Annotated in this window: 13 protein-coding genes; 10 read left to right on the forward strand and 3 right to left on the reverse strand. The window is 73.0% G+C overall.

Annotated features, from left to right (window positions below):
• Positions 1-307 precede the first annotated feature (307 nt).
• From ACZ4EF_RS12100 to ACZ4EF_RS12135, 8 genes are all read left to right on the forward strand, one after another.
• Positions 308-1822 (forward strand): gamma-aminobutyraldehyde dehydrogenase, encoded by a 1515-nt coding sequence (locus ACZ4EF_RS12100; protein WP_467504118.1) that lies wholly within the window; start codon positions 308-310, stop codon positions 1820-1822.
• A 16-nt stretch (positions 1823-1838) separates the two neighbouring features.
• On the forward strand, positions 1839-3071 hold the full coding sequence (locus ACZ4EF_RS12105) for an ABC transporter substrate-binding protein (protein ID WP_391050330.1): 1233 nt from the start codon (positions 1839-1841) through the stop codon (positions 3069-3071).
• A gap of 47 nt (positions 3072-3118) precedes the next feature.
• Entirely contained in the window at positions 3119-4282 is a 1164-nt protein-coding gene (locus ACZ4EF_RS12110) for an ABC transporter ATP-binding protein (RefSeq protein WP_188280859.1), read from the forward strand.
• On the forward strand, positions 4279-5226 hold the full coding sequence (locus ACZ4EF_RS12115) for an ABC transporter permease (RefSeq protein ID WP_467504120.1): 948 nt from the start codon (positions 4279-4281) through the stop codon (positions 5224-5226). The genes ACZ4EF_RS12110 and ACZ4EF_RS12115 overlap by 4 nt, the downstream gene beginning before the upstream one ends.
• Positions 5226-6026 carry an ABC transporter permease gene (locus tag ACZ4EF_RS12120; protein ID WP_188280861.1) on the forward strand — a complete coding sequence of 267 codons (801 nt, stop codon included), beginning with the start codon at positions 5226-5228 and terminating at the stop codon, positions 6024-6026. Before ACZ4EF_RS12115 ends, ACZ4EF_RS12120 begins: the two co-directional genes overlap by 1 nt.
• A gap of 57 nt (positions 6027-6083) precedes the next feature.
• Complete coding sequence (locus ACZ4EF_RS12125; RefSeq protein WP_467504123.1) at positions 6084-7478, forward strand: NAD(P)/FAD-dependent oxidoreductase; 1395 nt, start codon at positions 6084-6086, stop codon at positions 7476-7478.
• Positions 7479-7679: 201 nt separating this feature from the next.
• Positions 7680-8132, forward strand: a complete 453-nt coding sequence (locus ACZ4EF_RS12130) for a hypothetical protein (protein WP_355346550.1) — start codon at positions 7680-7682, stop codon at positions 8130-8132.
• A gap of 68 nt (positions 8133-8200) precedes the next feature.
• The gene (locus ACZ4EF_RS12135) at positions 8201-9733 is read left to right on the forward strand and encodes a CoA-acylating methylmalonate-semialdehyde dehydrogenase (protein ID WP_391161430.1); all 1533 of its coding nucleotides are present in this window, start codon (positions 8201-8203) and stop codon (positions 9731-9733) included.
• On the opposite strand, the gene ACZ4EF_RS12140 is transcribed toward ACZ4EF_RS12135, so the two are convergent.
• Positions 9705-10736 carry a phosphatase PAP2 family protein gene (locus tag ACZ4EF_RS12140; RefSeq protein ID WP_467504125.1) on the reverse strand — a complete coding sequence of 344 codons (1032 nt, stop codon included), beginning with the start codon at positions 10734-10736 and terminating at the stop codon, positions 9705-9707. The two genes, ACZ4EF_RS12135 and ACZ4EF_RS12140, sit on opposite strands and share 29 nt — an antisense overlap.
• 56 nt (positions 10737-10792) lie before the next feature.
• Positions 10793-12124 carry a 4-aminobutyrate--2-oxoglutarate transaminase gene (gabT, locus tag ACZ4EF_RS12145; RefSeq protein WP_355346559.1) on the reverse strand — a complete coding sequence of 444 codons (1332 nt, stop codon included), beginning with the start codon at positions 12122-12124 and terminating at the stop codon, positions 10793-10795.
• A 278-nt stretch (positions 12125-12402) separates the two neighbouring features.
• Between gabT and ACZ4EF_RS12150 the strand changes: the two genes are divergently transcribed.
• Together ACZ4EF_RS12150 and ACZ4EF_RS12155 are read left to right on the forward strand one after the other, a co-directional pair.
• The gene (locus tag ACZ4EF_RS12150) at positions 12403-14745 is read left to right on the forward strand and encodes a type IV secretory system conjugative DNA transfer family protein (protein WP_467504127.1); all 2343 of its coding nucleotides are present in this window, start codon (positions 12403-12405) and stop codon (positions 14743-14745) included.
• Between the two features lie 227 nt (positions 14746-14972).
• On the forward strand, positions 14973-16520 hold the full coding sequence (locus tag ACZ4EF_RS12155; RefSeq protein ID WP_355346565.1) for a helix-turn-helix domain-containing protein: 1548 nt from the start codon (positions 14973-14975) through the stop codon (positions 16518-16520).
• Between the two features lie 15 nt (positions 16521-16535).
• Here ACZ4EF_RS12155 and ACZ4EF_RS12160 read toward each other — a convergent pair whose 3' ends face one another.
• Positions 16536-21686, reverse strand: coding sequence for an SAV_2336 N-terminal domain-related protein (locus ACZ4EF_RS12160; RefSeq protein WP_467504129.1), 5151 nt, complete (start codon positions 21684-21686; stop codon positions 16536-16538).
• Positions 21687-21697 lie beyond the last annotated feature (11 nt).

A 21697-nucleotide genomic window follows, 5' to 3' on the forward strand; every position in this document is an offset into this window, starting at 1 on the left:
GGGGGTCCTCCCAGGGGTCCGATCGGTGCGGTTCATCGTAAACGGCACCGGGAAACGGCGCTGGGACGGCGGGCGGGGACGCCGTGACGGCGGGCGGGGACGGCCGACGTCGCACCATGGCCCCCAGACGTCCCCCGGTCACGCCGCCGGGGATCGCCGCGACGGCCGGATTCACACAGAATTCGTCGCGTAACCAAAAGGCAACAACGGAATCACTTGTTGAAGGACAGCTCCTCTGCCAGGATCGGCGATCAATCCAGAGTTTGGCCACGCCGCCAGGAGTGGGCGCGGAGGCGAGGAGAACGTGATGGACCACGTGACGGACGTGGCGAAACGGTTCGCGGGCGGAGCCCAGTACATCGACGGCCGCCCGCGCACCGGCGGCAGCGGCGACACGCACTCCGTCGTGGACCCGGCGACGGGCCGCACGGTGTGGACGTACGCCACCGCGGGACCCGCCGACGTGGACGCCGCCGTCGCCGCCGCGAAGGCCGCGCTGCCCGGCTGGGCGGCCACCGCGCCCGGCGAGCGCTCCGCCGCGCTGTACCGGCTGTCCGCCGCCCTCGACGCGCGCGCCGACGAACTGGCCCGCGCCGAAACCCTCCAGTGCGGCAAGCCGATCAAGCTCAGCACCGAATTCGACGTGCCGGGCACCGTGGACAACGCCGCGTTCTTCGCCGGGGCCGCCCGCCACCTGGAGGGCAAGGCGGCAGGCGAGTACAGCCCGGACCACACCTCGTACGTGCGCCGCGAGCCGGTCGGCGTCATCGGTTCCGTCGCCCCCTGGAACTACCCGCTCCAGATGGCCGGGTGGAAGATCCTCCCGGCGGTCGCGGCGGGCAACACCATCGTGCTCAAGCCGTCGGAGCTGACCCCGCTGACCGCCCTGATGTTCGCCGAGGCCGCCACCGAGGCCGGAATCCCGGACGGCGTGCTCAACATCGTCACCGGCACGGGGCAGGGCGCGGGCGAGCACCTGGTCACCCACCCCGACGTCGCCATGACGTCCTTCACCGGCTCCACCGCCGTCGGCACCCGGATCGCCCGGCTCACCGCGGGCACCGTCAAGCGCCTGCACCTCGAACTCGGCGGCAAGGCCCCCTTCGTGGTCTTCGACGACGCCGACCTCGACGCGGCCGTGCACGGCGCGGTCGCCGCCGCCCTGATCAACAGCGGCCAGGACTGCACCGCCGCCACCCGCGCCTACGTCCAGCGCCCGCTGTACGACGCCTTCGTGACCGCCGTCGCCGACCTGATGGCGACCGTACGGCTCGGCGACCCCGCCGACCCGGCCACCGACCTCGGCCCGCTCATCTCCTTCGCGCACCGCGACCGCGTCGCGGCCGTCGTCGAGCGGGCCCGTACGTACGCCACCGTCGTCACCGGCGGCGCGGCGCCCGGCGGCGGGCTCGCGGCGGGCGCGTACTACCGGCCCACGCTGCTCACCGGCGCGCCGCAGCACAGCGAGGCCGTCCAGCAGGAGATCTTCGGCCCGGTACTGGCGGTGCTGCCGTTCGACAGCGACGATCAGGGCCTGGCGTACGCCAACGACACCCCGTACGGCCTGGCCGCCTCCGCCTGGACCCGCGATGTCTACCGGGCCGGGCGGGCCGCGCGGGAGATCACCGCGGGCTGCGTCTGGATCAACGACCACATCCCGATCGTCAGCGAGATGCCGCACGGCGGAGCGAAGTCCTCGGGCTTCGGCAAGGACATGTCCACGTACTCCTTCGAGGAGTACACGCAGGTCAAGCACGTGATGTTCGACAACACCGCGGTGGCGCGCAAGGACTGGCACCGCACCGTCTTCGGAGACCGATAGCGGAAGGGCACCACCCATGGAGCAGTACGAGACCCTGTCCCCGCCGGTGCGCGCGGCGATACTCCGCAGCATGACCGGCGGGCGCGGCGCCCTCGGCCGCCGGACGCTGCTGCGCGCCGCGGGGCTGGGCACCGTCGCCACGGCGGGACTGACGGCGTGCGGCATCCCGGCCGCGGGCCGCAAGGGCGACACCACGGCGTCGACCGACCACTCGGCGCAGGAGAAGGTCGTGAACTTCTCCAACTGGGACCAGTACATCGACGTCACCGACGACGGCAAGCACCGCCCGAGCCTCGACCAGTTCACCAAGGCCACCGGCATCAAGGTCGACTACACCGAGGACATCAACGACAACGTCGAGTTCTTCGGCAAGATCAAGCCGCAACTGTCCGCGGGCCAGGACACCGGCCGCGACCTGATGGTGCTCACCGACTGGCTCGCGGGCCGGATGATCCGGCTCGGCTGGGTCCAGAAGCTCGACCCCTCGAACCTGCCGCACGCCTTCGCCAACCTGGAACAGCGCTTCCGCAGCCCCGACTGGGACCCCGGCCGCGCCTACTCCTACCCCTGGGCCGGCATCCCCACCTGCATCGCCTACAACAAGAAGGTCACCAAGGGCCGCAAAGTCACCTCGGTGTCGCAACTGCTGGACGACCCCGCGCTCAAGGGCAAGGCCGCCATGCTCTCCGAGATGCGCGACACCGTCGGGATGACGCTGCTCGACATGGGCAAGAAGCCGGAGACCGTCACCGACGACGAGTACGACGCCGCGCTCAACCGCATCCAGGGCGCGGTGGACAAGGGGCAGATCCGCAAGTTCACCGGCGGCGAGTACACCGACGGCCTCAGCAAGGGCGACATCGCCGCCTGTATCGCCTGGGCCGGTGACCTGGTGCAGCTCAGGCTCGACGACCCGAACATCGAGTACTCCTTCCCGGCCGCCGGTTACATGACCTCCACGGACAATCTGCTGATCCCCGCCAAGGCGCGGCACAAGACCAACGCCGAGCGGCTGATCGACTGGTACTACCAGCCGCGGATCGCGGCCGAACTGGCCGCCTACACCACCTATGTGTCCCCGGTGATGGGCGTCCGCGAGGAACTGGCCAAGATCGACCCGTCGCTCGCCACCAACCCGCTGATCATCCCGAACGCCCAGATGAACGCCACGTCGCACGCCTTCCGCTCGCTCAGCGAGGACGAGGACACCCGGTACGAGGCGAAGTTCTCCAAGCTCACCGGCGCCTGACCGGCGCTCCAGCAGCCCGCACTCCCCGACGACTTCCGGGACACCTCATGACGACCCCCAAGACCCCGGCCGACGACGCCGTCAGCCTCACCGGGATCAGCAAGACCTACGGCTCCTTCACCGCCGTCCACCCGCTGGACCTCGCCGTGCCCGCCGGTTCCTTCTTCGCACTGCTCGGCGCCTCCGGATGCGGCAAGACCACCACCTTGCGCATGATCGCGGGCCTGGAGGACCCCTCCTCCGGCTCCGTACGCCTCGGCGGCCAGGACGTCACCGCCCTGCCGCCGTACAAGCGCCCGGTCAACACCGTCTTCCAGAACTACGCGCTCTTCCCGCACCTCGACGTCTACGAGAACGTCGCCTTCGGGCTGCGCCGCCGCGGCATCAAATCCGTCAAGAAGCAGGTCGGCGACATGCTGGACCTCGTCCAGCTCGGCGCGCTCGCCCGCCGCAAGCCGCACCAGCTCTCCGGCGGCCAGCAGCAGCGCGTCGCCGTGGCCCGCGCGCTGATCAACCAGCCGCAGGTGCTGCTGCTCGACGAACCGCTCGGCGCGCTCGACCTCAAGCTGCGCCGCCAGATGCAGCTCGAACTCAAGCGCATCCAGACCGAGGTGGGCATCACCTTCATCCACGTCACCCACGACCAGGAGGAGGCCATGACGATGGCCGACACCGTCGCGGTGATGAACGCCGGACGCGTCGAGCAGATGGGCGCGCCCGCCGACCTCTACGAGAACCCCGCCTCCACCTTCGTCGCCAACTTCCTCGGCACCTCCAACCTCATCGAGACCGAGGTGACCGGCGTCAGCGGCGGCGAACTCCAGCTCACCGCCGCCGGACAGAAGCTGACCCTGCCCGCCGCCCGATGTCGCGTCGACGTGACGACCGGCGGCCGGGTGCTGGCCGGGGTCCGCCCCGAGAAGATCACCCTGGCGCACAGTGACGACGAGCACGAGATAGCCGAGAGCCGCAACCGGGTGCGCGGCCGGATCGTCGACTCCAGCTTCATCGGCGTCTCCACGCAGTACGTCATCGACAGCCCGGTCTGCCCGGAGCTGGAGGTCTTCGTGCCCAACGTGGAACGCGACGGCCGCCTGGTGCCCGGCGCGCCCGTCGTCCTGCACTGGAACCCCGAGCACACCTTCGGCCTCGACGCCGACCAGGACATCGACGCCGGTACCGACACCGACGAGGGGGAGGCCGCCGCATGAGCGCAGCGACCGCGCCCGTCACCGGGCCGCCGGCCCCGGCCGAGGCGGCCCCGCTGCCCGCCGCCCTGAAGAAGGCCGCCCGCAGACGGCGGCGCATCCCGTACCTGCTGCTGCTCGCGGGCGTCGCCTGGCTGCTGGTCTTCTTCGTGGCCCCGATGGTCTACCAGGCGTCGACCTCGGTGCAGACCGGCTCGCTCGACGACGGCTTCAAGGTGACCTGGCACTTCGCCACGTACTGGGACGCCTTCCAAGAGTACTGGCCGCAGTTCGTGAAGTCGCTGGTCTACTCCGGCATCGCCACCGTGCTGTGCCTGGGCATCGGCTACCCGCTGGCGTACACCATCGCCTTCCGGACCGGACGCTGGCGCAATCTGGTGCTGATCCTGGTGATCGCGCCCTTCTTCACCAGCTTCCTGATCCGCACCCTGGCGTGGGAGACGATCCTCGCCGACCAGAGCCCGCTGGTGTCGTTCCTGAACCACATCCACCTGCTGGACGTCACGTCCGCGCTCGGCATCACCGAGGGCAACCGGGTGATGGCCACCCCGCTGGCGGTGGTCTGCGGCCTCACGTACAACTTCCTGCCGTTCATGATCCTGCCGCTCTACACGTCCCTGGAGCGGGTCGACGGCAAGCTGCACGAGGCGGCGGGCGACCTGTACGCGACCCCGTTCACCACCTTCCGCAAGGTGACCTTCCCGCTGTCCATGCCGGGCGTGGTGGCCGGCACCCTGCTCACCTTCATCCCGGCCTCCGGCGACTACATCAACGCCGAGTTGCTGGGCTCCACCAACCAGAAGATGATCGGCAGCGTCATCCAGTCGCAGTTCCTGCGGGTGCTGGACTACCCGACGGCCGCCGCCCTGTCGTTCATCCTCATGGCGGTCATCCTGGCGATCGTCATGGTCTACGTCCGCCGCGCGGGAACGGAGGAACTGGTCTGATGCGTCCGATCCGCTGGCTGCGCAAGAACCTCGTGGTGATCGCCGGGGTGCTCACCCTGACGTACCTGATCGTGCCCAACCTCGTGGTGCTGCTCTTCTCCTTCAACAAGCCCAACGGCCGCTACAACTACACCTGGACGCGGTTCTCCACCGACGCCTGGCAGCACCCCTGCGACGTCGCGGGCATGTGCGACTCCCTCACGCTCAGCCTGAAGCTGGCCGTCTACTCGACCATCGGCGCCACCGTGCTCGGCACGATGACCGCCTTCGCGCTGGCCCGCTACCGCTTCAGGGGCCGCGCCACCACCAACATGCTGATCTTCCTGCCGATGGCGATGCCCGAGGTCGTGATGGGCGCCTCGCTGGGCACCCTCTTCCTCAACATGCGCATCCAGTTCGGCTTCTGGACCATCCTCATCGCGCACATCATGTTCTGCCTGAGCTTCGTCGTCGTCGCCGTCAAGGCCCGCGTGATGAGCATGGACCCCCGTCTGGAGCAGGCCGCGCAGGATCTCTACGCCACCCCGACGCAGACGTTCCTGCGGATCACGCTGCCGCTGGCCGCGCCCGGTATCGCGGCGGGCGCCCTGCTGTCCTTCGCGCTCTCCTTCGACGACTACATCATCACCAGCTTCAACGCGGGCAACACCGTCACCTTCCCGATGTTCGTGTGGGGCTCCGCGCAGCGCGGCACACCCGTCCAGGTCAATGTGATCGGTACGGCGATGTTCGTCATCGCGGTGCTGCTCGTACTGGCCGGGCAGCTTCTCGGCAGCAGCCGCAGGAGGGCGCGCACCTGACCCGTACCGCCCCCGTATTCCGGACGCAGACCCGCGCATCACGAAGGTGTGAGAACCATGGACGCAGCCCGCTCGCTCGCCGAGGCCGAGGCCCGACCGTACTGGCTGGACGACCCCGGCAGGCCGCAGGCGCACCCCGCGCTCACCGGCCACGACAGTTGCGACCTGCTGGTGGTCGGGGGCGGTTACAGCGGGCTGTGGACCGCGCTGCTGGCCAAGGAGCGCGATCCGCAGCGGGACGTGGTGCTGGTCGAGGGGGACAGGATCGGGTGGGCCGCCTCCGGGCGCAACGGCGGCTTCTGCGCCGCGAGCCTCACCCACGGCGCCGCCAACGGACTCGCCCGCTGGCCCGACGAATTCGACGCGCTCCAGCGCCTGGGCGACCGCAATCTCGACGCCATCGAGGAGGCCGTCGCCCGCTACGGCCTGGACTGCGACTTCGAGCGGACCGGCGAGATCGACGTGGCCACCGAGCCGCACCAGTACGACGAACTGCGCGAGGCCGCCCAGGAAGGCGCCGAGCACGGCCTGGACGCGGAACTGCTGGACCGCGACCAGGTCCGTGCCGAAGTCGACTCGCCCACCTTCCTCGGCGGCCTGTACAACCGGCGCGGCGTCGCCATGCTGCACCCCGCCAAGCTCGCCTGGGGCCTGGCCCGCGCCGCCGCCGACGCGGGCGTACGGATCTACGAGCGCACCCCGGCCCGCGACCTGGCCACCTACGGCACGGCGCTGGGGGTGCGCACCCCGTACGGCAGGGTGACCGCCCGCCAGGTGGCGCTCGGCACCAACGTCTTCCCGTCACTGGTCCGCCGGGCCCGCCCGTACACCGTGCCGGTCTACGACTACGCGCTGATGACGGAGCCGCTGACCGAACAGCGGCTCGCGGCGATCGGCTGGCAGGGCCGCCAGGGACTGAGCGACAGCGCCAACCACTTCCACTACTTCCGGCTCAGCGCGGACAACCGCATCCTGTGGGGCGGCTACGACGCGGTCTATCCGCGCAGCGGCCGGATGCGCGCGGAGTACGACCAGCGGCCCGAGACCTTCCTGAAGCTGGCGGAGCACTTCCGCACCTGCTTCCCGCAGTTGGAGGACGTCCGCTTCACCCACGCCTGGGGCGGCGCGATCGACACCTGCTCGCGCTTCTCCGCCTTCTTCGGCACCGCGTACGGCGGCCGGGTCGCCTACGCGGCCGGGTACACCGGGCTGGGCGTGGGCGCCACCCGCTTCGGCGCCGACGTGATGCTGGACCTGCTGGCGGGGGAGGAGACCGAGCGGACCCGCCTGGAGATGGTCCGCAAAAAGCCGCTGCCGTTCCCGCCGGAGCCGCTGGCCACCGTCGGGATCGGCATCACCCAGTGGTCGCTGGCCCGCGCCGACCGGTCGGGAGGGCGGCGCAATCTGTGGCTGAAGGCGATGGACCGCGCCGGGCTCGGCTTCGACAGCTAGGGCCTGATCCGCCGGACAGGCCCTGGGGCCGCCCGGCGCGGACCCGCGGTGATCCCCCGGCGCACAACCGGCATACGGCGTGAGCCACTTCACTACCAATGAGTAGCGAAACCCGCGTAATGATCGGCCCCCAACCCGCTCTCTTCCATGACAGCGACCGTCCACAGCGGTCGTCGGGCGGAAGAGACGGAGGAGCCGGTCATGGTCAGCACCGGTGCGAAGAGCGCGGTCGAGTGGCTGGTGTCGGTGGCGGTGGATCCGGTGAGCTGCCGGTGGGAGTGGGAGCGCAACCCCCTCGGGGTCACGCTGCTGCCCGCCGGGAAACTGTGGGACGTCCTGATCCTCACCGGGGATCTCGGCTACCCCACCCTGGACGTCCTGACCCGGCTCGTGGAGCGGCCGGGCCCGGTGCTCGCCGACTTCGGCGACTCCCGGATGGGGTTCTTCGTACCGCCGGGCACGGCGGCGCGCTGGCTGGCCACCGGCGTACGGACGGCGGGCCGCGGCACCTGGATCGTCGTGCCGTACCCGGGCCGGGCGACCGGCGGGGTGCGGTGGCTGGTGCCGCCGGACGGCAGCGGACACCTCACCGACCCGGTGCTGCTCGAACTGGCCATGCACGAGGCCGCCGCCCAGATCGCGGGCGGCGGCTGAAGGACGCACCGCGGAGCGAGCCCACCGCGCGGTGCTTGTGACCACCTCCCCGGCCTGGGGAGACTGACATGAGACAACGACGGAAGGGTCAGCCCGTGACGACCAAGCACATCACCCACTGGATCGCAGGCAAGGGCTGGACCGGCGGCGCGGAACGGCACGCAGACGTGTACGACCCGGCGACCGGCGCGATCACCGGGCAGGTGGACCTCGCGTCCGCCGACGTCGTGGACGCGGCGGTCGACGCCGCCCTCGACGCGTTCCAGCAGTGGCGGCACACCTCGATCGCCAAGCGCACCGGCGTCCTCTTCGCCTTCCGCGAACTGCTCAACGCCCGCCGCGACGAACTGGCCTCGATCATCGTCGCCGAGCACGGCAAGGTGCACTCCGACGCCCTCGGCGAGGTCGCCCGCGGCATCGAGGTCGTGGAGTACGCGTGCGGCATCCCGCAACTGATCAAGGGCGGCTTCACCGAGCAGGCGTCCACCGGCATCGACGTCTACTCGATCCGCCAGCCGCTCGGCCCGGTCGCGATCATCTCGCCGTTCAACTTCCCCGCCATGGTGCCGATGTGGTTCTTCCCGCTGGCCATCGCCGCGGGCAACACCGTCGTCGTCAAGCCGTCGGAGAAGGACCCCTCCGCCGCCAACTTCATGGCCGGGCTCTGGCAGGAGGCGGGCCTGCCCGACGGCGTCTTCAACGTCGTGCACGGCGACAAGCCCGCCGTCGACCGCCTGCTGGAACACCCCGACATCAAGGCCGTCTCCTTCGTCGGCTCCACCCCCATCGCCCGCTACGTGTACGAGACCGGCACCCGGCACGGCAAGCGCGTCCAGGCCCTCGGCGGCGCCAAGAACCACATGCTGGTGCTGCCCGACGCGGACCTGGACCTGGCCGCCGACGCCGCCGTCAACGCGGGCTTCGGCGCCGCGGGCGAACGCTGCATGGCGGTCTCCGTGCTGGTCGCCGTCGACCCGGTCGGCGACGGCCTGGTCGAGCGGATCAAGCAGCGCGTCGCGGGTCTGACCGTGGGACCCGGCTGCGCCGCCAGTTCCGAGATGGGCCCGCTGGTCACCGGCGTGCACCGCGACAAGGTGACCGCGTATCTGGACTCCGGCGTCGCGGACGGCGCGGAACTGGCCGTCGACGGCCGCAAGCACCCGATCTCGGGCGCGGAGACCGCCGACGGCTTCTGGCTCGGCCCCACCCTCTTCGACCGCGTCACGCCCGGCATGTCCGTCTACGACGACGAGATCTTCGGCCCGGTGCTCTCCGTCGTCCGCGTCGCCTCGTACGAGGAGGGCCTGGCGCTGATCAACGCCAACCCGTACGGCAACGGGACCGCGCTGTTCACCAACGACGGCGGCGCCGCGCGGCGCTTCCAGCACGAGGTCGAGGTCGGCATGGTCGGCATCAACGTGCCGATCCCGGTGCCGGTCGCGTACTACTCCTTCGGCGGCTGGAAGTCCTCGCTCTTCGGCGACACCCACGCCTACGGCGAGGACGGGGTCCGCTTCTTCACCCGCGGCAAGGCCGTCACGCAGCGCTGGCTCGACCCTTCGCACGGGGGCATCAATCTGGGCTTCCCGACGAATAGCTGACCGTCTGTCCGTCGGCGTCCGGTCCGTCGGCGTCCGGTCCGCCGACGCCCGGACGGTCGGCGCTCGAACCGTCGGCGTCCGGTTCGCCGGCTTCCGGCGCGTGGCTGAACAGCCCGGCCGCCGCCACCCACGCCACCAGCGTGACCGTCAGGAACCAGCTCGCCAGCACGTCCAGCGGCCAGTGGTAGTCGCACCACACCAGTGCGACGCCCACGGCCGCCTGGAGGGCGAGGGTGAAAACGGTCAGCGCGGTCCTGGCCGCGGGGCGGCGCACGTACGGCAGCAAGAGCAGCAGGGCCAGGCCGTACGCGACGGCGGAGGTCGCGGCGTGACCGGAGGGGAAGTAGCCGTAGCCGTCGAGCCGGGGCAGGAGGCGGCCGGGCGCGGGCCGGTGCACCGCGGACTTGACCGTGTCGACGACGACCGGCAGCAGCGCCATGGCCACGCAGGCGGCCAGCGGCGGCAGCCACCAGCGGACGACGGCCGCCCGCCGCCCGAGCACCGCGGCGGCCACGACCGCGACGAGCAGGACCGGCACCGCCACCTCGATGTTGCCGAAGTCGCTCACGACCTGCGCGGTGCCGTGCACGCCCGGATGCGCGGCGGACGCCCGCCGGAACCAGCCGAGTACGGTCCAGTCGCGGCCGACCAGCCGCCCGCCGGTCTCGACCTGCCAGGTGAGCAGGGAGAACAGGGCGGCGCCGACGGCGCTCAGCAGCAGGAGAAAAGTCAGCCGCCCCGGAACAGGGGGGAGAGTTCCGGGGCGGCCAGGGCGACCGCCGTGCCGCTCGTCCCGGGGGGTGTGGGACGAACGGCCGACCGATCGGCGAGGAGTGCCGGGGCCTACGGTCCCGGCGGTGTCGTGCGCGAGGGCACTGCTGAGCCGGTGTTGGGGATACACCGGCGCGGTGTCGCCCGTGGTGATCTCCTTCGGAGACCGCCCCGAGCGGGGTGTTCTGCTCAGACCGTACGTCACCGGGAGGGCCACAAGGCCAGGGATCACCCCTCCGCCATCAGGCCCGCACACGTTCTTCACGTCCCCCCATTCCTTACCGCCGGTCACACCCCGGCGAAGGCCCCCTCGATGATGTCGAGGCCCTCGTTGAGCAGATCCTCCCCGATAACCAGCGGCGGGAGGAAACGCAACACGTTGCCGTAGGTGCCACAAGTGAGGACAACCAGGCCCGCACTGTGACACGCGCGGGCGATCGCGCCGGTCAGCGCCGCGTCCGGGGTCGTGGTGCCCGGCTCGACCAGTTCCACCGCGATCATCGCGCCGCGCCCGCGGACCTCGCCGATCGCCGGGAACTTCTCCTGGAGCGCGGTCAGCCGCGCCTTCATGACCTCGCCGATCCGCCGCGCCTTCGCCGCGAGGTCCAGCTCCTTCATCGTCTCGATCGCGCCCAGGGCCGCCGCGCACGCCACCGGGTTGCCGCCGTAGGTGCCGCCGAGGCCGCCCGCGTGCGCCGCGTCCATGATCTCCGCGCGGCCGGTCACCGCCGCCAGCGGCAGACCGCCCGCGATGCCCTTCGCCGTCGTGATCAGGTCCGGCACCACGCCCTCGTCCTCGCACGCGAACCACTGACCGGTACGGCAGAAGCCGGTCTGGATCTCGTCCGCGACGAACACGATCCCGTTGTCCTTCGCGAACTGCGCGATCCGCGGCAGGAAGCCCTTGGCGGGCTCGATGAAGCCGCCCTCGCCCGCGATCGGCTCGATCACGATCGCCGCCACGTGCTCCGCGCCGATCTGCTTGGTGATCATGTCGATCGCCTGCGCCGCCGCCTCCTCCGCCGCGTGCTCCGGCCCGGTCAGCCACCGGAAGCCGTACGCCAGCGGCACCCGGTACACCTCGGGCGCGAACGGCCCGAAGCCCTCCTTGTACGGCATGTTCTTCGCGGTCAGCGCCATCGTCAGATTCGTCCGGCCGTGATAGCCGTGGTCGAACACCACGACCGCCGGGCGCTTGGTGTACGAACGCGCGATCTTCACCGCGTTCTCCACCGCCTCCGCGCCCGAGTTGAACAGCGCCGTCTTCTTCGCGTGGCTGCCGGGCGTCAGCTCGTTCAGCGCCTCGGCGACCTCCACGTACCCCTCGTACGGCGTCACCATGAAGCAGGTGTGCGTGAAGTCGGCGAGCTGCGCCGTGGCCCGGCGCACCACGGCCTCCGCGCTGTTGCCCACCGACGTGACCGCGATCCCGGAGCCGAAGTCGATCAGCCGGTTCCCGTCCACGTCCTCCACCACGCCGCCCCCGGCGCGCGTCACGTACACCGGCAGCGTCACCCCCACCCCGTTCGCGACCGCGGCGCTCTTGCGCGCCGACAGCTCCTGCGACTTCGGGCCGGGAATGCTGGTGACCAGCTTGCGTTCCTGCGGAAGTGCGGTCATGGCGGGTGCTCTCCTCAAGCCGGGCGGCGGTGTCTGTGCGGTGTCTCTTCGGATCTCTTCGGACTTTTCAGCTCTTCCCGCAGGCTAGGCCGCGTCCCGGCCCGCCCGCATACGCCGATAGGTAACACTGCCCACCGACGATTCGCCGTAACGGCCAGTGCGCGCGCCGCGGCGTGCCACCGCCCGCCACCGGCAAGATCCTTTTACGGCGGTAGCCGCTCGACTACATTGAGCGCATCGTCGGCGACGAGGGGCGAGGGGCACGCACCATGGATGCCATGGATCACGAGGGCGCGCACGGGTACGGCCACCGGCCCGAGGTGCCGCCCCGGCCCGCCGGGACACCGGCGCGCCCGGCCGCCGCGCCCCCCGTGCCCAAACAGGCACCGCCGATGTCCGAGACCGAGCGCTGGCTGCGCACCCCCCGGATCTCCGACGCGCCCGGCGTGTACGCCTACGGACACGTGCCCAACGAAGCCGACCGGGTCCCCGACGGCCGCGTCCTCGGCCGCGCCGCACTCGCCCTCCTCGCCGGAATCCTCATCTGGTCCCTGCGCAACAACGGCTTCCTGCCCTGGTGGCAGTTCCCGCTCAAGATCCTGACCCCGCACAGCTGGTCCTTCAGCGGCCACCAGTCCCGCCCCGAGGTCTTCACCCAGAACCTCTACAGCGTGCTGTCGGCCGCCGTGATCGTCTGGATCACCGGCAGGCTCGGCAACTGGGGCGAGGCGGCCCGCCGCTTCCTGAACACCCCCGCGCGCCGCGGCTGGTTCGCGCTCGCCGCGGGCGCCCTGGTGTGGCAACTGAGCTGGACGGGCTACGTGCCCCTCCTCGACACGGTGCTCGACCTCTTCCCGTACTCGTGGATAAGCGGTGGCGGCAACCCCAACCGGGCCGCCGCGGTCACCTACGCCATCTACGCCCTCGTCGCCGCGCTGATCGCCTGGCCCTGCGCCACATTCGGCGGCTGGTTCGGCATCCCCGGCTGGCAGCCCGACGACACCGCGGGAACGCGCCCCGCCGCCCCCTCGTACACCCGCACCGGCGCCGACCCCTCCGGGGAGACCCCCGCGGACTGGCCGGAACTGCGCGCGGCCGGGCGCTCCGACGCGGCCGACCGGCTGGCGCGGGATGTGGGCCTGGGCCGGATGAACGACGTGGACTGCGTCCGCGTCCGGCACGCGTGGGACGAGACCCGGCAGCGCCCCCGCGAGGTCCTGGCGTTCACCGACGAGGTCCGGCGCCTCGGCGGCGGCGCCTGCCTCCACCCGTCGGGCGAGCGCGACCTGCCCGCCCGCACCGCCCCGCACGACCTGCTCGGCGGCCAGGTCAGGATCGGCCGCGGCGTCGAGGACGACCGCAACGGCTTCCAGTACCGCGGCTCCGGCATGGCCCTCGACCCCGCACTGCTCGGTACGGGACTGCTCGTCGTCGGCCCGCCCGGCGCCGACAGGACCCGCCGCGTCATGCGCCCGGCGGCCGAGTCGCTCTGCCTCCAGGCGCTCACCGGCACCGCCGCCGTGGTCGTCGTGGCCGGCGCGGACACCGACCTCGGACCGCACGAGGCGTACGACGTCGTCATCGCGCCCGGCGACCCGGCCTCCCGCTACAGCCTCGACCTGTACGGCGGCACCACCGACCCCGACATGGCCGCCTGGCTGCTCGCCGAAGCCCTCGTCGACGGCCCCGAGGCCGAACAGCGCCGCGCCGTCGCCGCCCTCGGCCAGCTCCTCGGCCCCTACGCCGCCGCCCACGGCCGTTTCCCCCCGGTGCCGGTGCTCCGCGAACTGCTGGACGGCGCCCCCGAGGCGTACGAGGACCTGCGCCGCGCCGTGGACGCGGCGGGCGCGCCCGCGCTGCTGCGCGAACTCGACGCCAGGCAGCGGCAGTCCGCCCGCACCGGGGACATCGGCGGCGACCTCGCCAACCGGATCGCGCTGCTCGACCGGCCCGCCTTCGCCGGGTCCTTCGGCGCCCCCGACCGGGCCCGGCCGTTCTCGATGGAAGCGCTCGTGCACCCCATCCGGGTGCGGATCGAACTGCCCGAACGCGGCCACGCCGAAGCCTCCCGGATCCTCGTCCGGCTGCTGCTCGCCCAGTTCACCGCCGCCGTCCGCGCCCAGCGCACCTGGACCCGGTTCGTCTGCCTGATCGTCGACGACATCGGCCAGGCCGTCACCGCGGAGACCGTCCGCGCGCTGGCGGCCCTGCCGTCCACCACGGCGGGCATGGTCCTCGGCCTGCGCACCCTGGCCGACGTGCCCGAGCACCTGCGCGGCCCGCTCGTCGCCGCCGCGGGCTGCCGGATGTCCCTGGCCGGGGTCACGCCGTGGGACGGCAAGTTCTTCGCCGAGTCCTGGGGCACCACGCGGGTGGAGACCCGCGAGGTCACCCGCGCCGACCAGTCGGGCGGCATGGCGCAGCGCGTCAACCGCGTGGCACGCCGGATGATCACCGGCCGGGTCGTCACCGCCGACGCCGTCACCGTCCGCGAGGTCGAGCGCGAACGCTGGTCGGCCTCCGACCTCGCCCACACCGTGCCCGCCGGGCAGGCCGTCGTCTCGCTCACGACCACCGCGGGGGAGAGCGCCCCGCCGGTCCTGGTGGACCTGCGGGGGTAGCGCCGAGGGCGTGCGGGCCGGGCGCCGGTGGCGCTGGCAGGGCGTGCGGGCCTGGTCGGGTCGGGCGGCGGCGGGGCGTGCGTGTCCGGTCGGGTCGGGCGGCGGAGGGGCGTGCGTGTCCGGTATTGGCGGCTGGCGTCAGGGCAGTGCTGGACGGTGCGGCACAATTGGGGGTGGCGACCGCTCCCGGTCGGCCAAAAATCGGCCTTCTCCCGTACCAGGCACCTATGCCCCTCACGCTCGCGTCCCTCGCCCACCACTCGGTCCTCAAGCTCACCGTCCTCGCCGGAGGCGACCGGCTGGGGGACACCGAAGTGCGCTGGGTCCACACCAGCGAGCTGGACGACCCGGGACCGTACCTGGAGGGCGGCGAACTGCTGCTCACCACCGGCCTGAAACTGCCCGTGGACGACGCGGAGCACATACGCGCGTACGTGACGCGGCTGGCGGCGGCCGGAGTCGTCGGCCTCGGCTTCGGCGTCGGGGTCGGCCACGACGCCGTGCCCCCCGCCCTGGTGGCCGCGGCGGAGACCGCCCGGCTGCCGCTGTTCGAGGTGCCGCGCAAGACCCCGTTCATCGCCATCAGCAAAGCGGTCTCCGCGGCCGTCGCCGCCGACCAGTACAAGGCCGTCACGGCGGGCTTCGAGGCCCAGCGCGAACTGACCCGCGCCGCCCTCGCCCCCGACGGCACCGCCGCGCTCCTGAGCCGCCTCGCCCAGCACCTCGACGGCTGGGCCGCGCTCTACGACGCTTCAGGCGCCGTCCTGGCCGCGGCCCCCGACTGGGCGGGCCGCAGGGCGGCCCGGCTCGCGGGCGAGATCGACCGGCTGCGCGACACGCCCGCCCCGGCCAGCGCCGCCGTCGCGGGACCCGCGGGCAGCGAGGACCGCGTCGAACTCCAGTCGCTGGGCACCGGCCGCCGCCCCCGCGGCTTCCTCGCCGTCGGCACCGAGGAACGCCTCGACACCGCCGCGCGCTACGTCGTGCACGCCGCCGTCGCCCTGCTCACCCTCTCCCTCGAACAGTCCCGCACCCTCCAGGACGCCGAACAGCGCCTGGCCGCCGCCCTGTTGCGGATGCTGCTCGCCGGGGAGCCCGGCCACGCCCGCAGCGTCGCGGGCAAGCTCTACGGCACCCTCCTCGACCACCCGGTCCGCGTGCTCATCGCCGAACCGGCCGAGGCCCACGCCACCGCGGGCGCCGACGCCGTCACCCTCCTTGGCGAACGCGCCGAGGCCGTCGCCTCCCGCTCCGGCGACGCACTCCTCGCGGTCCGCGAGGGCCCCCGGCTGATCGTGCTGGCCGCCGAGGAGTCCATGGCCCTGTCCACCGCCGCCGACCTCGCCGAGGCCGAGGACGCGCTGGCCGCGGGACTGTCCGCGCCCGTACTCCCCGCCGAGGTCCCCGAGGCCCACCGCCAGGCCGAACGCGCCCTCGCCGTCGCCCTGCGCCGCGGCCGCAACCTCGTCGAGCACGGCGAGGTCGGCGCGGGCTCCGTCCTGCCCCTCCTCGCCGACGACGCCGTCCGCGCCTTCTCCGAAGGTCTGCTGCGGCCACTGCGCGACCACGACGCCACCTCCCGCGGCGACCTCGTCGCCTCCCTGCACGCCTGGCTCTCCCACCACGGCCAATGGGACGCCGCCGCCGCCGACCTGGGCGTCCACCGCCACACGCTCCGCTACCGCATGCGGCGCGTCGAGGAAATCCTGGGCCGCTCGCTGGACGACCCGGACGTGCGGATGGAGCTGTGGCTGGCGCTGAAGACCGGGCCGTGAGGCGCTGACCCGCGGTCAGCCCTGCCGGTTGTCGGCCAGCAGCCGCGCGGCCATGCTCTGCGCCTGCCGCTCGGCGTCCCGCGCGTCCGAACGCCGCCTCGCCAGCAGGGACTTGGCCCGCAGCGCGGTCACCCGGTCCTGGTGCGGGCGGTCGGCGAAGAGGCTGTCCAGCAGCGACTCGGCGGCGGACAGGTGCCCCTCGGCCCGCGACCGGTCACCCGCCAGTTCACGGGCGCGGGCCAGCAGCAGTTCCAGGCGCGGCAGCAGCGGGCACCGGGAGCCGTAGACGTCCACGGTGGCGTCGCGCGCGCGCAGCAGTTGGACCGCCGCCGCCTGGACGTCCCCGGCCGCCAGCAGCACATGGCCCTCCGCCGTCCTGAACCGCGCGTAGAGATGCGGCCGTTCGACGTTCGCGCGCTCCACGAAGGGCCGCATCGCATCGATGTGCCGTTGGGCGCGGGTGATGGCCCGATACCACCGGTCGTCGCTGTACGGTTCCCGTTCGGCCCACTGCGAGCCGGACGCGTACTGCGCGAGGCTTGTCGCGAGCAATTCGGTGAGGGCCAGGTACAGATCGAAGTGCTCGCGTGTCGCGGCCGTGGCCAGAGACGCGAGGTCGGCCTCGGTGCCGCTGTCGGCGGCGCCGAGGCGCAACCGCAGGAGTGCCTCCTCGGCCAGCGGCACAGCGGCACCGATGGCGGACGATGACACTTCGTCCCTGGCGGCCGCGATCGAGGCGTCGAGGAACGAGTCCCGGCAGCTGTCGAGGAGTTCCGCCGTCATGTCGTCCCTGCGACCTCCCCAGGACGACGGCTCCGCCGACCGGCCGTACGACCGGGACGCCCGGCTGAGGTCGCCGGTCACGAACCCGTGCCTCAGGAGACCCTGGCCGACAAGGCGCCGACCACGCTGAGACACCGTCGGCTCCAGCCTCAGGTATTCCTCCTTCGCCGCATCCAACGAGCCACACCACAGCGCGAGTTCGGCTCTGGCCAGCGCGGCCTCCTCCTTCGCGGAAGGCGAACCGCGCCCGGCGCCGGGAGCCGCCTCGATCTCGGTGCAGCGCTCCAGCGCCTGCCGCACCAGGCCGCGCGCCATCCGTGCCCGCAGGGAGATGATCCGCCAACTCTGGCGCTCGTTGGGGATGAACAGCGACCTCGACAGGGGCCTGTCGTCGCCCAGCGCGATCAGGGCCAGCCGTTCGGCCTCCGCCGCGGAGCCGTGCAGCAGCTGATACCGGCTCCAGTTCACGAGCAGCGTGAGGATGGGGTCGGTGGTGGGGAGCACCTGGTCCTCGCGGGTATCCATGACCCGCCCGACCAACTCGCCGAACGGCGGCCCACTTTCATACGCGGCCCAGGTCGCGGGATCGGGGGTCGGCTCCGGGTAGAAGCGGGACAGGGTCCCGACCAGCGCGCGCCGGAAGCGCGCGGCGTCCTGGCGGGTCACCCGGGCCCGCACGGCGGTACGGGCCGACTCGGTCAGCCGCAGCGCCGTCCCGTCGACCTCGGCCAGATTGCCTTCCACCAACCGTGCGGTGTCGACGGGGAGTTCGGAGGACGGACCGCGTCCCTCCGGCCACGACGCCCACAGCGCGGACACCGTGGCTCCTGTGACGCCGTCGCCGGTGTCGAGGAAGTCCAGCAGCCACAGAGTGAGCAGCAGGTCGGGGCTGAGGGGAAGCACCGGGGAGAACGGACCGGCGTCGGCCGCCTCCCGCGCCGTGAAACCCGCCGTCACCGACGCCACGTCCCAGATCCGCGCGCGGCCGAAGGACGAGGCCGTGGCCAACAGGGGCCTGCCGTACGTGCCGTTGAAGGCGGCGACGGCCACCACACGGCTGGTGTCCCCGGTGGCGACGGTGCCGACCGGCTGAGCGGACGCGGTGTCCCAGAGCGTGACCGTGCCCTCGGCGTCGATCGCCGCGACCAGGTCGGGCCGGCCATGGACGTGGACGGTGGTGAGCGCGTCCACCTGTCCGAGCCGTGCGGGCAGGTCGCTGTCGACCTCCTCGCCGCTGGCGGCGTCCCTGACGTGGACGGTGCGGTTCTCCGGCGGGTGGTCCCCGGTCACGTGGAGGCAGAGCGGCCGTACGCCGGGGCCGGTGAAGAAGGTGAGGGCGCGGACGCGGCCCACCAAGGGGGTGAGGGCCGAGCCGAATTCGGTGCCGGTCCCGGGGTCCCAGCAGCGCAGGGCGACGTCAGGGCCCGCCGTGACCAGGACGAGCCGTCCGTCCGCGTCGGTGAAGGTCGTCAGGAGGTGCGCCCCGGACGACGGGCCGGCGACGAGCGTGCGCGTCCGTGTGCCCGCAAGGAGGTCCCAGAGGGAGACGGCGCCGCCGATCCCCGCGACGGCGGCCTGCGGACGGCCGTTCGCGTCGGGGAAGACGGTGAGCGTCTGCACGGCGTCGGGGCCGCCCTCCAGCGGTACGCCCGGGCCCGCGCTCCCGGCCGCGTCCCACAGGTGCGCGCCCTGGCCGTAACCGGCCGCCATCAGCCACACGCTGCCGCCCCAGACGTATCCGGCGAGGCCCCGGTCGCCCTTGGCTGTGGCCCACTCGTAGAGCGGCAGGACCGGTTCGTCGGGGCTGCCGAACAGGCGGCCGAACTCGGCCCGTACGTCGATCGCCTGGAGCGCGCCGGGGTTGGTCGGCATGCGCTGGGCCAGCTCGTAGAGCCTGCTCGGAGTGGAGCGGTCCAGCGCCAGCAGGTCCGGCTCGATGTTCGCGGTGAGGTGGTCCATGATCTCGGCGCGGGTCAGCTCGCCGAGGGTGACGACGGTGCCCAGGCTCGACGGGTCGCGAACGCCGTCGAGGGAGGCCACGGTGAACAGCACGGAGCCCCGGCCGTACGGGGGAAGGCATCCCTCCAGCGCCTCGCGCAGGCCCTCGCCGTAGGACCGGACCCGGTCGAAGATCAGCAGCCAGTCGCGGTGTGCGCCCAGGCGTGCCCACAGGTCCGTGGGGGGCGCGGAGCGGTGCTCCCGGTCCGGGGTGAGCGCGGACTCCAGCGCGGTCAGCCCTTCGCGCAGGCTCTGCCGGGTCCGTGCGTCGATCCGGTGGACGAAGCTGTGCCGGGGCCCGTACTTGCGGACGTACTCCTGCACCAGGCGGGTGCGGCCCGACCCGTTCGCGCCGACGACGACGGCCACCGAGGGCATGCTCCAGCCGCGGTCCGCCGTGCGGTCGGCGGGGGAGGGTCGCAACGTCCTTTTCAGGGTGTCCAGTTCGGGGGCGCGGCCGATCATCCGCTCGGGATCGGGCGGGGTGGTGACCGGCGGGACGGGGAGGAGGTGTTCGGGGTGCGGGACGGTGGAGGCGTGCGGCGTCGCTGCCGCCCCCTCGTGCGGCCCGGCGTCGAGCACGTCCAGGGCGCGTCCCTCGGCCGCTGCCGTCAACTGCCGTGCCAGCGCCCGGTGCTGGCCGCCCGCGCCGCTGAGGACGGCGGCGGCGACCTCGGCGAAGGGGAGGCTGCGTTCGGGCAGGAGCCGGCCGGAGGCGCCGTTCTCGGGGGCCGCCGCCGGGGCCGAGGCGGCGTCGACGGCCAGGGAGGCCAGCGCCCGGAAGTCCAGGGTGCCGCCGAAGGTCGCGGCGACGCGGCCGGAGACGCGCGCGAGGACGTCGTCCAGGACGTGCAGGGATTCGGTACGGGTCAGCTCGGCGAGCAGCGCGTCGCGGACGCCGGGGGCGAAGTCGTAGACGACCTCGTCGGGGTCGGTGGGCGGTGCGGGCGCGGCAGCGTCATCGGGGGCCGGGCCGCGGCGCTCGATCAGGCCGGAGAGGAAGAGTTCGGCGAGGTCGGTCTGGCCCGAGCCGGGGACGGTGGCCTGCTGGACGAGCCGCATGACGGGCAGGCTCAGCGGGGCCGCCGCGAGGTGGCAGGCGAGGCGGAAGGCGTCGGGGGAGCAGCCGGAACGGAAGCGGGCGACGCGCTCCGCGGGGCCCGGCGGCTCCGAGGGGGCGGCGGCGCGCGCGGGCCGGGGCGCGCCGTGTACGGGCGCCGCCAGCATCGGGGACCAGCCGGGCACGCGGCCCGCGACCAGACCGGCCCAGGGTGCCAGCCAGGCGCCGTCCACCTCCATCACCGGCAGCCAGCGCACGCCGTGCGGGCGGGCGCCGCGCGGCAGGCCCGGCACGGCGGCGGCCGTCCGTACCTCGGCGACCGGCCGCGCCGCGTCGGGCACCCGCAATTCGACGGGCGCCGTACGCAGCGCGGTGCGGTGCCACAGCCTGCGCGGCAGGACCTGGAGCGCGGCCACCGGGCGTTCCCGGCCCGCGCGGGCCAAAAATTCGGGCAGCTCGTCGCCGTACCAGGCGGGGCCGACGCCGTCGGTGAGCACGAGCAGCAGCGTCCGGCCGGTGGGGTCCTCCAGGGCGCGGCTCCAGCGCGGGCCCGCGGGACCCGCCGGGGCCGCCGGGCGGGCGGACTTGCGGCGGCGGAAGGGGGACAGGCGCGGCGCGGGGCCGTCGGTCGACAGCGACCAGCACCGTACGTCGGCGAAGGCGCCGTGCCGCTCCAGCACTGTGCACAGCTCGGTGGCCAGGCGGTGCCAGACCGCCATCGTGGCGCCGGTGTCGATCAACAGGTCGACGGAGAACCGGCGTTCGCTCGCCGGCCGCCAGACCGGCAGCAGATACTCCGCCTCGCCGGTCGCCTGGGCGGTGGCCTCCTCGTCGAGGACCGCGGGTCCCGGCGCGGGCACGGACTGGCGCAGCGGGCGCAGGGCCCGGGCGAGGTCCAGGGAACCGCTGAGCGCGGGCGGCTGGGTGACCCGCACGACATGCGCGGCGGGGCCGCCGGGCGCGGGCGCGGCCTTGGTGAGCGAGTGCAGGCCGACGCGCGGGGCGGGGGCGGCGGGCGCGGCCGGTGGGCGGCGCGGTCCGGGTCCGGGGTCCGGTGCGCGCTCCCGCTCCGCCGGTTCGGGGCCCGGCCGTACGGGGTCCGGTTCCGGTGCGACCGCCCGCGGCGGTTCCTCCGGGCCGCCGCCGTCCACCTCGTCGGCCCCGTCTTCCGCCGTCAGTCCGGCCAGCCGTGCCAGCCACACCACATCGGCCATTTCGACAGCCGTGGGGCCGTCCTCGTGGCCGCCGAGGAGCCCGGCCAGTACGGCCCTGAGCCCGTCGGGGTGCTCGGGTGGCCGCGGCGGTGGGGGTGGGGGTGGGGGCATGGCGGGCGCGG

Source organism: Streptomyces sp. NPDC025721 (genome assembly GCF_055558595.1).